The organism is Petralouisia sp. (genome assembly GCF_056822245.1).
Map to the genome: position 1 here is coordinate 81,266 of NZ_JBQIOP010000003.1, position 13,848 is coordinate 95,113.

Annotated in this window: 11 protein-coding genes and 1 tRNA gene; 10 read left to right on the forward strand and 2 right to left on the reverse strand. The window is 46.6% G+C overall.

Annotated features, from left to right (window positions below; all coding sequences use genetic code 11):
• Nucleotides 1-34: 34 nt before the first annotated feature.
• The 9 genes from ACTO17_RS02080 to cysK all read left to right on the forward strand — a co-directional run bounded on the left by ACTO17_RS02080 (nucleotide 35) and on the right by cysK (nucleotide 10,823).
• Nucleotides 35-1,276, forward strand: a complete 1,242-nt coding sequence (locus ACTO17_RS02080) for a hypothetical protein (protein ID WP_482556718.1) — start codon at nucleotides 35-37, stop codon at nucleotides 1,274-1,276.
• 66 nt (nucleotides 1,277-1,342) lie between these two features.
• A tRNA-Met gene (locus ACTO17_RS02085) sits at nucleotides 1,343-1,416 on the forward strand.
• A 165-nt stretch (nucleotides 1,417-1,581) separates the two neighbouring features.
• Nucleotides 1,582-2,292 carry a LytR/AlgR family response regulator transcription factor gene (locus tag ACTO17_RS02090; protein ID WP_482556719.1) on the forward strand — a complete coding sequence of 237 codons (711 nt, stop codon included), beginning with the start codon at nucleotides 1,582-1,584 and terminating at the stop codon, nucleotides 2,290-2,292.
• Complete coding sequence (locus ACTO17_RS02095; protein WP_172537924.1) at nucleotides 2,292-3,638, forward strand: ATP-binding protein; 1,347 nt, start codon at nucleotides 2,292-2,294, stop codon at nucleotides 3,636-3,638. The genes ACTO17_RS02090 and ACTO17_RS02095 overlap by 1 nt, the downstream gene beginning before the upstream one ends.
• Before the next feature lie 188 nt (nucleotides 3,639-3,826).
• Nucleotides 3,827-4,834, forward strand: a complete 1,008-nt coding sequence (locus ACTO17_RS02100; protein ID WP_482556720.1) for a glycoside hydrolase family 3 protein — start codon at nucleotides 3,827-3,829, stop codon at nucleotides 4,832-4,834.
• 73 nt (nucleotides 4,835-4,907) lie between these two features.
• Nucleotides 4,908-6,557: a glycoside hydrolase family 3 N-terminal domain-containing protein gene (locus ACTO17_RS02105; protein WP_482556721.1), complete on the forward strand. Its 1,650-nt coding sequence runs from the start codon at nucleotides 4,908-4,910 to the stop codon at nucleotides 6,555-6,557.
• Entirely contained in the window at nucleotides 6,547-9,057 is a 2,511-nt protein-coding gene (locus tag ACTO17_RS02110) for a glycoside hydrolase family 3 C-terminal domain-containing protein (RefSeq protein WP_482556722.1), read from the forward strand. The genes ACTO17_RS02105 and ACTO17_RS02110 overlap by 11 nt, the downstream gene beginning before the upstream one ends.
• Nucleotides 9,054-9,665: a hypothetical protein gene (locus ACTO17_RS02115; protein WP_482556723.1), complete on the forward strand. Its 612-nt coding sequence runs from the start codon at nucleotides 9,054-9,056 to the stop codon at nucleotides 9,663-9,665. Before ACTO17_RS02110 ends, ACTO17_RS02115 begins: the two co-directional genes overlap by 4 nt.
• 228 nt (nucleotides 9,666-9,893) lie before the next feature.
• Entirely contained in the window at nucleotides 9,894-10,823 is a 930-nt protein-coding gene (gene cysK, locus ACTO17_RS02120; protein WP_172539498.1) for a cysteine synthase A, read from the forward strand.
• A gap of 1 nt (nucleotide 10,824) precedes the next feature.
• Here the strand turns inward: cysK and ACTO17_RS02125 are convergent, their stop codons facing one another.
• Nucleotides 10,825-11,784 (reverse strand): NlpC/P60 family protein, encoded by a 960-nt coding sequence (locus tag ACTO17_RS02125; RefSeq protein ID WP_482556724.1) that lies wholly within the window; start codon nucleotides 11,782-11,784, stop codon nucleotides 10,825-10,827.
• A 26-nt stretch (nucleotides 11,785-11,810) separates the two neighbouring features.
• On the reverse strand, nucleotides 11,811-12,785 hold the full coding sequence (locus ACTO17_RS02130; protein ID WP_482556725.1) for a dipeptidase: 975 nt from the start codon (nucleotides 12,783-12,785) through the stop codon (nucleotides 11,811-11,813).
• A 369-nt stretch (nucleotides 12,786-13,154) separates the two neighbouring features.
• Here ACTO17_RS02130 and ACTO17_RS02135 point away from each other — a divergent pair, with 369 nt between their 5' ends.
• On the forward strand, nucleotides 13,155-13,826 hold the full coding sequence (locus ACTO17_RS02135; RefSeq protein WP_482556777.1) for an ABC transporter ATP-binding protein: 672 nt from the start codon (nucleotides 13,155-13,157) through the stop codon (nucleotides 13,824-13,826).
• Nucleotides 13,827-13,848 lie beyond the last annotated feature (22 nt).

Sequence of the window (13,848 nt, forward strand, 5' to 3'; positions counted from 1 at the left end):
AAGGAAAATCACGTCAGAAAGGAAGGCTCGGCAAATGAGAGAACTGTTGAATTTAACAGGATATGAATATAAAAAAATTTTCCAGAAACGCTCTACATGGATTGCATTAGGGGCGGTTCTCCTGTGGGTGTTGTTTGCAGGCATCGGCGGTACATTGGGAGAGTATTATATCGAAGGCGAAAAAGTGGACAGTCATTATCAGATGATAAAGCAGGAGCGTTACGCCCTGGAACATCTGGAGGTGCAGGAGCTGAATCCGGAATTTTTTGAAAAAATGCAGGAGGATATGGAAGAATTTTCTGAAACGATGGAGGGAATATCAGACAACCCGAAAGCAAAGGGGAATTTAATCCAATACTGGAAAGAATACTATAAAGTCTATGCCCCATACAGCGCCTTGTATACGTTATTGGCAATGATGAAGAACCGTATCGGCGATTTAGATATAGAAGAGATAGACGGAACTAATTTTTATGAAAACCGGCACAGAATGATGGAGCTGTTCTTTCAGGGAGAGGAACTGTCAGAACAGGAAATCATATTTCATGAGAAAGAAAATGAGAAAATAAAGACGCCTTATGCCTATGGAAATATGCTGGGCTTTGACAGTTATTTCAAGATGCAGGCGCCCAACTTTATCTTTCTGGCCTTTGCGGTGGCGGTGATCCTTGCTCCCATGTTTGCAGGAGAGCGTACTTCCCGCATGGATGCGTTGGTGCTGTCCTCCCGATATGGAAAAAATAAGCTGATCCAGGCAAAGATTCTGACGGGGCTTTCCTTTGCCCTGTTTGCAGCTTTGGGATTCTCCATCATATTTTTGCTGGAAATTCAGGCAGTTTATGGGCTCAGCGGATGGAACCTTCCCATTCAGGCAAGCGTGGAAGGATTTTATCTGAACCTTCCTGTGAATCTGTTGGAGTTTCTTGGCATTGCTTTGGGCTGCAGTGCGGCGGCTTTGTGTATGACAGCCATGATTGTGATGTTCTGTTCCGCCAAAATGAAAACGCCTTTTGGCGTGATTATTATATGCTTTGCATTTATATTTGCCCCGATATTTCTGGTGAATCTGGCGGCGGACAACCGGTTTTTGTACATGCTGGTATGCAGCCTGCCCACGTCCATGTATTATGCAAGAAGCGTGGCATACCATCATCTGTTGTCCATTGGAAATCACTGTTTTTACTTTTTCCAGTGGGTTCCGGCGGTATATTTCTGCCTGATAGCCGTACTGGCAGGTTGGAGTTACCGGTGTTTTAAAAATTATCAGATTCAGTAGTTGGGAAAAAAGTATCAGAAATAATTTGACATTTACAAGTATTTGGAATATAATAAGAAATGTCAACGCGGGGTGGAGCAGTCTGGAAGCTCGTCGGGCTCATAACCCGAAGGTCGCAGGTTCAAATCCTGCCCCCGCAACTCTCATAAGGCAGTGTCAATGGATGTTGGAATCCGCTGACACTGCCTTTTTCGTATGGAAATGATGGATTTTATTTGATATAGACAATCAAGCAAAAGATAGTGTATGATGAGAATGCGATTTACAGAGAGAGAAAACCGTGGAATGAAAGAGGGCGGCGCACCGTGATTAGGATTGCAATTGTTGAGGACGAGGAGCTTTACATCAGCAAATTAGAACAATATCTGAAGCAGTACCAGGAGGAAATGGGAGAACAGTTTGAACTTACCGTCTATCGGGACGGAGATGAAATTACCAGCGGATACAAGGCCCAGTTTGATATTATTCTGATGGATATACAGATGAAGTTTATGGATGGGATGTCGGCGGCGGAAGAAATAAGGCGGCAGGATTCCCAGGTGATTATTTTTTTCATAACAAATATGACCCAGTACGCAATCCGCGGATATGAAGTGGACGCTCTGGACTATATTCTGAAGCCGGTGACATATTTTATCTTTTCCCAGAAACTGAATAAAGCGGTTGAGAGGATTAAAAGCCGGAAAACCTGCTTTGTGACCATTTCGCTCAAAGGCGGTTTCAGAAAAATGGACGTCAATGAAATTTATTACGTGGAAAGCCAGAGCCATACGCTGAACTATCATACCCAGAGGGAGATATTCACATGCCGGGGAAATATGAAGGAGACAGAGAACCTGTTGGCGCCCTGCGGATTTTTCCGCATTAATAAAGGGTATCTGGTCAATATGAAATATGTGGATACGATATTGGAAGGCAACTGCAGGATCAACGGAGAGAGCCTGCCGGTTGCCCGGGCGAGAAGAAAACTTTTTATGGATGCATTGGCGGCATATATCAGCGAGGTGATGAAATAATGACGGTAATTTTGCCGGAACAGCTGGAAGAACTGTTCCAGACACTTTATCATGATATTCCGAGAATTTATACCGCGTTTGCCCAATGGGGAGCCTGTATGGTTTATATATTTCTCCTGAAAAGAAAGAGGAATCCTCCCGGGCTTGGCGCAGCGGCCATTCTGTTTCTGATTCTGCAGAGTCTCTTGCTTGTCTGTACAGAGCATGTTCCCACATGGCTGTGGCTTCCGGTGATGGCAGCAGCGGCATGTTCCCTGTACGGAATGATTTCCGTCTCCTGCAGGGAAAGCAGAACGAACAGGATATACGCTGCATCCTGCGCCTTTCTGCTCAGTGAATTTGCGGCTTCTTTTGAATGGGTGATTTATTATCATTTCCGGTATGTGTCCGGAATTGAATCGCCGTTCCTGGAGTATGGCCTGGTGGCGGGGATATACGGGGCTTTGTTTGCCGGAATCTGGTTTGCGGAAAGGTCGCTGCTGAACCGGGGATCGGAGCTATATGTATCAAAGCAGGAGATGTTCAGCGCAATTGCGATTGTAATCAGCATTTTCTTATTCAGCAATCTCAGTTATGTGTTTCCGAACACTCCTTTTTCAAGCCAGTCGTTTTATGACAGTTTTAAATTAAGGGCGTTTATCAATCTGTTGGGACTGGGGCTGATTCTGATTTTTCAGCTTAATATGAGAGAACGGTCGCTGTTAAAAGAGTCCTACGCCATGAATGCAGTGCTCCGGTGTCAGTATGACCGGTATCTGAACCATCAGGAGAGCATGGAGCTGGTAAATCTGAAATACCATGATCTGAAGCACCAGATTACAGCCCTTAGAATGGAAACAGATGAGAAAAAGAGGGAACAATGGCTCGACAGCATGGAGCAGGAGCTGGATTCTTATAAAAATATTGTAGACTCAGGAAATCCGGTACTGGACGTATTGTTGGAAAGTAAGCTGATGCAGGCAAAAAAGCATCATATTGAGATAACCTGTGTGGCAGACGGAAAGCTGCTGGATTTTATGCATGTAACGGATATATGCACCATATTCGGCAATGCGCTGGACAATGCCATTGAGGCGGAACTGCTAGAGCCGGAGGAAAACAAACGGATGATTCACGTTTCCATTTCGTCACAGCGGCAGTTTGTATTTATCAAAGTGGAAAATTACATCAGCAGATCTGTTCCGGTATCGAAGGGATTGCCGGGAACAACAAAAGCAGATAAGAAAAATCACGGATATGGGCTGAAAAGCATCCGGCGTTCGGCAGAAAAATATCAGGGAAACATGACGGTTAAAATCAATGCCAACTGGTTTGTGCTGAATGTGATGATTCCAGGGCGTGAATAAGAATTATATGATTCCGTTGGTTAAATATTGAGAGAATGGAATGGCGCAAAGACAGTTTGCGTCATTTTTGTTACAGTTCAGGTCAGGAAAGGCAGAAGAAGCAAAAATGTGGTATTTTTAGAAGGTAAAATAAAGCATCGGCCAATGTTTAACAGATGAATTCATAAGTTTTACAGGAGGAAAGATTTATGGAACAGAAAGACAATAAGAAGAAAAAGCTGCTGATTGCAGCTGCCCTTATAGCTGCCAAAAAAGAGAAAAACCTGAAAAGGATGATCAGGTGGCAGGCCCTGATGGCTTGTATTCTGGTGATAGCGGTATCGGTAAATGTTATCTGCCTGAATATTGAATATTCACTGATCAACAAGACAATGACAGGCTCCAAGGGATTGAGCAATGAGACAGCGGCGGAATCCAAAGAGCTTGTGGAAGAACTGACCAATGAAGGAGTTGTGCTTCTTAAAAATGACAGCAATTCCCTGCCGGTCAGCAAAGATACGAAATTAAATATCTTTGGATGGGGGAGCACAATGCCAATCTATGGAGGAACCGGTTCCGGAAGCGTGTCGGAAGAAACAGCGGTATCCTTAATCGAGGGAATTGAAAACAGCGGTTTCGAGCCAAACCATACACTGACAGATTTCTATACGGCCTACCGCGCAGACCGGCCCCAGATTGGAATGGGCGGCGTAGACTGGACTTCCGTTCAGCCCACCATGGATGATTATGATAAAGCGGGAATTTTTGAACAGGCAAAGGAATATTCAGATACCGCAGTGATCGTGCTTACCAGATCAGGGGGCGAAGGCCCGGACCTTCCGGAGAAAATGTCAACGGAAAATACTTATAATAAGACACAGATGGGCGGGGACGTTGTCTATACCACTCAGGAAGAGGACGCAGGCTCCGATGTTTCCTATCTGGAGCTGACATCCAGAGAACGGGACATGGTAAAACGTGTCAATGATGAATTCAGCAATGTGATAGTCGTTATAAATTCTGCCAATGCCATGGAGCTGGGTTTTCTGGAAGAGTACGAGAACCTTAACGCGGCCCTCTGGATTGCAGGCGCAGGAGAGACAGGCTTCAATGCCCTTGGTTCAATTATAAGCGGGGAAATAAATCCTTCCGGTAAACTGGTGGACACATATGTGTATGATTTGATGAATACGCCTACTTACAATAACTTGATATAAATTCTATGAAACAGCCGCTGCAGAAGGGCTGATTGATTATGACAAGACGGTGCAGTATCCCTTCGGATACGGGTTGTCTTATACAACCTTTGAGAAGAAGATTACAGATTTCAGCGCTGATGGCAAAACCGTTGCCATGGAAGTGGAGGTAACCAACACCGGAGATACTGCCGGAAAAGATGTGGTGGAAATCTATTACACGCCCCCTTATTATAACGGAGGACTGGAAAAGGCAAGCACAAATCTGATAGAATATGAGAAAACAGAGCTGTTAGAGCCAGGCAAGAGCCAGACAATTGCCATTACATTTGATTATGAGGATATGGCCTCCTATGATGAAGCTGTAAACCAATGTTATGTACTGGAGCATGGAGAGTATGAAGTGACCCTGAACAGTGATTCTCATACGGTACTGGATTCAGAAAAGTTTTCGTTGGACAAGGATATTATTTATAATGAGGAAAATGACGGCGCCCGGTCTTCCGATGAAACGGCGGCTGTCAATCAGTTTGAAAGCGCAGATGGCGGAGTGGAATATTTAAGCAGGGCGGACGGCTTTGCCAATTATGAAAAAGTGACGGCAGCGCCGGACAATTTTGAAATGACCAAAGAACAGAAAGAGGGTTATCTGTCAAAAGCAACTTATGATGCGTCCAAATATGACGCCGAAGATGCAAAGATGCCCACGACAGGCGCAGATAACGGGCTGAAGATTCAGGATATGGCCGGACTGGATTATAATGATGAAAAATGGGACAGCCTTCTGGATCAGCTGACACTGGACGAGATGCTGACTATGGTGCAGGACGGAGGCTTCCATCTGACTGCGTCGGAATCCGTGAATAATCCGGAGTCTACCGCATGTGACGGGCCTGCCGGCATCTCCAGTAATTTTAATTCCAGTATTTCCGGAACCGCCTTTCCTCCGGCAGTGCTGATTGCAGCTACGTGGAATAAAGAACTGGCTTACCGAAGAGGCGCGCAGGTAGGAAAAGAGTGCAACGAGCTTCAGGTAACCGGATGGTACGGGCCGGCAATGAACACTCACAGATCCGCATTTGCAGGACGTAATTTTGAGTATTATTCCGAGGATTCCACCATTGCTTACTTTGCCGGAGCCAACGAGGTAAAAGGAGCTACGGAGCAGGGCGTAATGTGCTATATCAAGCATTTTGCGCTGAATGATCAGGAAACCAACAGAACGTCGGGCATCTGCACCTATTCGACGGAACAGGCAATCCGTGAAATCTATCTGAAAGCATTTGAGGGCGCAGTGAAGGAAGGCGGTTCCCTGGCAGTAATGTCCTCCTTTAACTCCATTGGAACAGAGTGGGCAGGAGCGAATAAGGCTCTTCTGGTAACTGTTTTGCGGGAGGAATGGGGATTCCACGGCGCGGTCATTACAGACGCTATGGACCCGTTGGCTGATTTCTATATGGATCTGAACTGCGGTATCCGAAACGGGCTGACACAGGGACTTTCCATGACAGGAGGAGACGGCCTGATTACAAACACAGAGGACGCCAATACGGTACTTGCATTGAGAGAAGCGGCCCATGAGAATTTATATGCCTCTGCCAATTCCAACGCCATGAACAATGAAACAGGAATGCCGGATTGGGTGAAAGCATTTATTGCAGCTGATATTATACTGGCAGCAATTCTGATTGCAGGAGAGATTCTCGTAATGAGAAATTATAAAAGGAAAAAAGATGAAGCATAAAAATATCATTGATCAAATGACAATGGAAGAGAAAGCTGCTTTTTTAAGCGGCAGGAATGAATGGCAGACGCGGGAAATCCCGCGTCTGCATATCCCGTCAATTCTTCTGTCTGACGGCCCCCATGGGATACGGAAACAGGAAGGAACCGGGGATCATCTGGGGCTGAATCCATCTCTGCCGGCCACCTGTTTTCCAACGGCAGCCACAGTGGCAAACAGCTGGAATGAAGAATTAGGCGAAGAAATCGGAAAAGCTCTGGGAGAAGAAGCAGCAGCCCTGGGAGTGGACGTTTTATTAGGGCCGGGGCTGAATATAAAGCGAAGCCCCTTATGCGGCAGGAACTTTGAGTATTTTTCCGAAGATCCCTGTCTGGCGGGCAAGATGGCGGCCGCTTATATTCGGGGAATTCAGAGCAGGGGAGTATTTGCCTGCCCGAAACACTTTGCGGTGAACAGCCAGGAACTGCGCAGGATGGCTATGAATGCGGTTTTAGATGAACGGACGCTGAGAGAACTCTATCTGACCGGGTTTGAAATTGCAGTGAAGGAAGGCAGGCCCGGCGCAATTATGACCAGTTATAATGAAGTCAACGGAACATATGCCAATGAAAACACTCATTTGCTGAAAGAAATACTGAGGGACGACTGGGGATTTGAGGGATTTGTGGTAACAGACTGGGGCGGCTCGAATGATCCTGTCAAAGGCGTCAAAGCAGGCTCAGACCTTGAGATGCCCACGCCGGGGCTTGATTCCGCCAGGCAGATATTGAAAGCTATTGATGAAAACAGATTATCTGTTCAGGAACTGGATGCAAGAGTCGACTGCCTGCTGGACGCGGCGCTGACTTTATCCGCCGGGAAGAAAAAAGAAAGCAAGAGTGACGAAACAAGACATCAGGAACTTGCCCAGAAAGCGGCCGCCAGAAGTGTCGGCTATGAGGCAGAACATCAGGAACTTGCCAGGAAAGCGGCTGCCGAGAGTATTGTTTTGCTGAAAAATGATCAAAACATGCTTCCCCTTGCCTCCGGTGCAAATGTTGCAGTAGTGGGAGATTTTGCATATGAGCCGCGATACCAGGGGGCCGGTTCCTCAATGGTGAATTCCACGTGGGTGGAATCATTCCGGGAAAAGATAAAAGAGTACGACCTTTCTGTTGCGGGCATATGCAGAGGATACAGGCGGGACGGAAAACCAGATGCGGATCTGAAAAAAGAGGCCCTTGAACTGGCGGAAAAAGCCGATATAGTGCTGTATTGTTTTGGACTGGACGAATTGAGCGAATCAGAGGGCCTGGATCGCACCCATATGAAAATCCATGAAAATCAGATTGAATTGCTGGCTGCAATGAGGGAGAAAAATGAAAATATTGCAGGCCTGTTAAGTGCAGGAGCCGCCATAGAACTGCCCTGGAGAGAGAACCTGAAAGCCCTTTTGCACGGATATCTCTATGGACAGGCGGGGGCAGGTGCGGCCCTTGATATTTTAACCGGAAAAGTAAACCCTTCCGGAAAACTTGCGGAATCATATCCGGAAAAATACCAGGACACGCCGGCTTATTCGTTTTTCCCAGGCAGGATGAGAAATTCAGAGTACCGGGAAAGCATTTATGTGGGGTACCGGTATTATCAGACGGCAGGGATTCAGACGGCATATCCCTTTGGATATGGCTTGTCGTATACGGATTTTGCCTACTCTGATTTGCATGTGGATCAAGCGGGAGCTGCATTTACGGTGACCAATACCGGGGAACGGGACGGTGCGGAAATTGCACAGCTTTACATAGGGCTGCCGGATGCAGAAGTGTTCCGCCCCCGAAAAGAACTGAAAGGGTTCCGAAAGGTATTTTTAAAAGCGGGAGAAAGCAGGAAGATCATGATTCCTTTTGACGATAAGACTTTTCGCTATTGGGACAGAAACAGGAATGGATGGGAAACAGAAGGTGGGGAGTACCAGATTATGATAGGCGCTGATTCCGAAGATATCAGGCTGGCATCGGGATTTTTTGTGGAAGGGACGGTGAACTGCTGTCCATATCAGAAAGAAAAACTCCCGTCTTATTACAGCGGAAATATCCAGAAGGTGGAAGCGCAGGAATTTGCGGAACTTTTAGGCGGGCTTCCTTCTTTTGGAGAATGGAAAGGCCTGCTTGGACTGAATGATTCTGTCAGCCAGATGTATTATGCAAAAAGCCGTCTTGCCAGGTTGGCATATCGTGTACTGACGGGGATGAAAAAAAGGAGCGAGAAAAAAGGAGTTCCTGATTTAAATATATTGTTTCTGTATCATATGCCCTTTCGGGCCATGGCAAAAATGTCAGGCGGGTTGGTGAGCATGGACATGGCGGAGGGAATCGTCACTCTGGTAAATGGAAACTTTATCCGCGGAATACGGAAAATCATCGGCGGATTTTTTCAAAATAAGAAGGCAAATAAAGAATATGAAAGGCTTCTGAAAGAAGGAAAAACCAATGATCCGGCAGCGAGGAGGGACGAGGAATGAGTATAGTAAAAGACTGGTGGATGCCCAAATGGAATCATTTTGAAAAGCAGCATGAAAAGCTGTCAAAATGGATCTATCAGATAGCCTGTTTCTTTGCATTCAGTATGGGCGTCACCTTATTTCAGTATTTGGTGTTTACGTTTATGCCCGGTATGCTTGGAATTGGACTTGCAGGAACGGAATTTATGTGGCCTCAGAAAGAAGTGTCAATTTTGGGAGTGGATTTTACCTGGAGCCTTGTAGGCTATAATGTGCTCCGGGATTCTGCCGGCGCAGTGATCATCGGCGGAGGACTGGGGTACTTCATCAGTTATGAAACAGGCTCTTTTCTGGCACAGTGCATTAATTTTCCGCTGCAGAGAAACATCACCTTTAAAAGCAAGGGAAACCCGGTTTATCAGGCAATGTGGTATTTTATCGCATGGGTGCTGATTTCCCTTATCTGCAATGGGTTTAACAACCTCTGGATGCCTGTGGCAGCCGCATACGTGGCGCCTGCGGTGTATAATATACTGGTGACGTTTGTTACCGGCGGTGTGTCAATGGTTATCTTTTTCTTTGTGTTCAAAATTATCTTTCCGGAGGGGGAGAGTAAAAAACAGCGGTAAAAAGCCAGAACCGGGCAGGTGCAATCGTGTAGGCCTGCCTTTCTGTTGCTTCAACAGTTACAGGCGAACCAAAGGGCGATCCAATCATTCTGAAATTATCAAATTCTTTTTATTTCCAAATATGCATTACATAAAATTCCAGGAAATGTTGTTGTATTTCCAGAGAATACATATTATAATTTTATAGGTATTTCTGCTTTGGCAGGAGCATAGAAAGGATTTGAGATTATGATTTATGATAATATATTGGAAGCAATGGGAGGAACGCCGTTAATCCGCTTAAACCGTATGCCGGAGCCGGACAGCGCCCAGGTATTGGTGAAATTTGAGGGGCTGAATGTAGGAGGCTCCATTAAGACAAGAACGGCCTATAATATGATAAGAGACGCAGAAGAGAAAGGGCTGATTCAAAAAGATACCATAATTGTGGAACCTACCAGCGGCAATCAGGGGATTGGCCTTGCACTGGTAGGGGCTGTCCGCGGGTATCAGACGAAGATTATCATGCCGGATTCTGTCAGTGAAGAGCGGCGCAAGCTGGTGGAGCATTACGGAGCGGAAGTGATTCTGATTCATGATGATGGAAATATCGGGGCATGCATTGAAGAATGCCTGCAGACAGCTCTTTCCATGGCAGAGAAAGACGCCCGGGTGTTTGTGCCCCAACAGTTTGAAAATCCTGCCAATCCGGCGGTGCACCGTTCCCAGACCGGCATTGAGATTTTAGAACAGGCAGGTATTCCCATTCATGGCTTCTGTTCCGGGATCGGCACTGGAGGTACTATTACCGGAGTGGGAGAGACAATCAAAGAGAAAAATCCTGACATGGAAATCTGGGCGGTGGAGCCGGAACATGCAGCCATTCTTTCTGGAGGCTCCATAGGAACGCATCTGCAGATGGGCATTGGGGACGGCCTGATCCCGGAAATCCTGAATCAGCAGATTTATGATGAAGTCTGCATTATTACAGATGAAGAAGCCCTGTCAACATCCAAAAGACTGGCGGCGGAAGAGGGGATTATGTGCGGAATTTCCAGCGGAACTAATGTGGCGGCGGCGCTGAAGTTAGCGAAGAAGCTGGGCAAAGGCAAGACGGTGGTAACAGTTCTGCCGGATACGGCGGAGCGGTATTTTTCTACGCCGTTGTTTGGGGAATAATTTAGGAAGTGCAGAACACACTTCCCACAGCAGTGATACTTTCAGCCAGATCCTTGCGGTATATGGGACTGTAAGGATTCAGGCTGTTGATCGTGCAGCCCGAAACCGACATATTTCCGGTGGAATGGATGTAGTCGCCGTTTCCAAGATAAAGCGCCACATGTCCCGGGAAATAAATCAGATCGGCGGGTTGAATACAGGAGAGAGGGATTTCCCGGACAGGGTAGCTTTCCATCATAACGGCGTCCCGGTAGATAATGATGCCGCACATGTAATAACTCATAAAAGCCAGTCCGGAACAGTCGATTCCTGCGTGAGTTTTGCCGCCCCAGCGGTACTGAACTCCAAGATAGGATTTGGCGTAATGGAGCACATTCTGCCGGAGCCGGGAGTGGAAAGCGCAGGTTTGGCAACGTCTGTCGGAGTGGAGCCGGGAGTGAGAAGCGCAGGTTTGGCAATGTCTGTCGGAGTGGAAAAGGGAGAGTCCATACGCATCTGCGGCATTGCCGCAGATGAAAGAATTATTGTCAGAAAACAGCAGAGAGACAGCGGGAACATATCCGCAGATTCCCTCTGCTGTTTTGATTTTCTGCCATCCGTCCCTGGGCCTGCCCAAAGCAGACACATGGCTGCCCATAAAAAGAGCAGATATTGAGGCGGACTGTACCCGCGGTTCTTTTTGAATATCTGTAATCCCTCTGCAGAGTACCGCCGGTCTTTCTGTGTCCTCCGGCGTTTTGGCGGATACCTTTAAGTTCAATGCTTCTTCCGATGAGAGCCTGCGGATGGCCGGGCATTCCAGCCATCCGGTATAACCATAATCCGTAGTGATTTCCAGAAAGTTTCCCTGCCGGTTCTGTACAGTGACCAACCATCCGGATAATAATTCATCCGATACATTTTCCGCGGAAGGACTTTCATAAAGAAACACGCTGGGAACAGTGACAATCGCTGTATACATTCATTTCCCCTAATTTTAAATATTTTTCACAGAAGCTCCTTATAAAACGCAAGCACATTCTGATAAAAGATCTTATCCAATTCCCTTTCGTGAAATCCGGCCTTTTTCAGCGCCTGTTCCAACAACCTCATGGAACCGCAGTTTTTTAATTCCAGGTTGTTGTCAATTCCGTCAAAATCAGAGCCCAGTCCAATACAGTCTATGCCGCCTATATCTGCGATATGACGGATATGCGCGGCAATATCGCTGGCATACCCGTAGAACCGTCCCAGAACATCCGGAGTGGCGGTCAGGAACGGTCCATAATAATTGGCTCCGATCACTCCGCCCCGTTTGGCAATGCCCCGGATCAGTTCATCCGGCAGATTCCGGCCCCGGTGGCAGAGGGAACGGGCATTGGAATGACTGGCGCAGAAAGGCTTTTTGGCAAACCGGCACAAATCCCGGATGCCTGCATCAGACAGATGGGAAACATCAGGAATAATGCCAAGCTCTTCCATCCGCTCCAAAAATTCCATACCCAGATGAGTTAAACCCTGAGACTGGGCCAGACGGCTGGCGGCAGGCTCTCCGGGAAATCCCAGGCTGTTGGGGTAATTCCAGGTGAAAGTCATCATACGGACGCCGAGACGATGGAATTCTTCTAATTTTTCCAGGCTTCCCTCACATGCCTCCCCCTCTTCTAAAGTCATCAGCGCGGACATTTTTCCCTGAGATTCATGCGCAAGGATTTCTTCATAGGAAGTGACAGGCGCAATCATATCCTGGTTTTCCTTCATTTCCTCCTGAAAAATATGTATCTGCCGTTTGCAGTCTTTATAAGGAGAAGCCGATTCTCCGGTGTCCAGAAACATGGCGAAATTCTGGAGCAGATAGCCGGCCCGCTTCATTTTTTCCAAATCCAGCTGAAAAGAATTGCTGCGCAGCTTCACATTTTTGCCGCGGTTTCGTTCCCCGCAGATGCGGGAAATAGTGTCACAGTGCATATCTATAATTTTCATAAATGGTCGCCTCCATAGGAGTAAACAAGGGCTTGTTACAAAATGCGGCAGCCCCTACAGTACAAATTAATTATAACATGTGTAACCTGGAGCGAAAAGCAGTAATTTGTCGATATTGGGATTTATTGGAAAAAATCTGTTTATTTGAATATTTTTTTCAAAAACCTTCGTTTATATCTATGGGAAACGCTGCGGCAGGAAGAAACGGTTCTGTTTACAGGAAAACCGTCGGCTTTCACAGTTTTCGGGAAAAGTAAGAGAAGTGTAAGATAAATTTAGCTTTATTTTAAGAAACGGCTGATAAAATAAGAAAAATGAAGTTCGGGAAAGGGAGGAAGCAGGTTGGAAAATCTAATCAGAGTTCAGGACATGTGTAAAATCTACAACCCCGGTGAAAATGAAGTCCGCGCGCTGGATCATGTGAATCTGGAAATTAACCGGGGAGAATTTGTGGCGATTATCGGGCATTCCGGTTCCGGAAAATCTACTTTAATGAATATGCTGGGATGTCTGGATGTGCCCACCTCCGGCACGTATTATCTCAACGGCAAAGATGTGTCAACCATGAAGGATAATCAATTGTCGGAAATACGGAACCAGGAAATCGGGTTTATTTTTCAGGGATTTAATCTGATTGCAAATCTGAATGCCATGGAAAATGTGGAACTGCCGCTGATTTACCGGGGAATCGGCAAAGGAGAACGGCACAGGCTTGCAAAAGAAGCGCTGACGAAGGTAGGGCTTTCGAAACGTATGGAGCACAAGCCTTCGGAAATGTCAGGGGGACAGCAGCAGAGGGTGGCCATTGCAAGGGCCATTGCGGCAGAGCCGCCGGTGATACTGGCAGATGAGCCTACCGGCAATCTGGATTCCGCTTCTACAAAGGAAATTATGGAAATCCTGAAAAGTCTGCATGAGGCAGGCAGAAGCGTGATTCTGATTACCCACGACAATGATATTGCCGATCAGGCAAAACGGGTGGTTCGTATTTTGGACGGCAAAATTGTGGAGGATTATTATAATGAAAATAAAAAGTTTTAAATCGGGAAAATCTCAGGAGGGA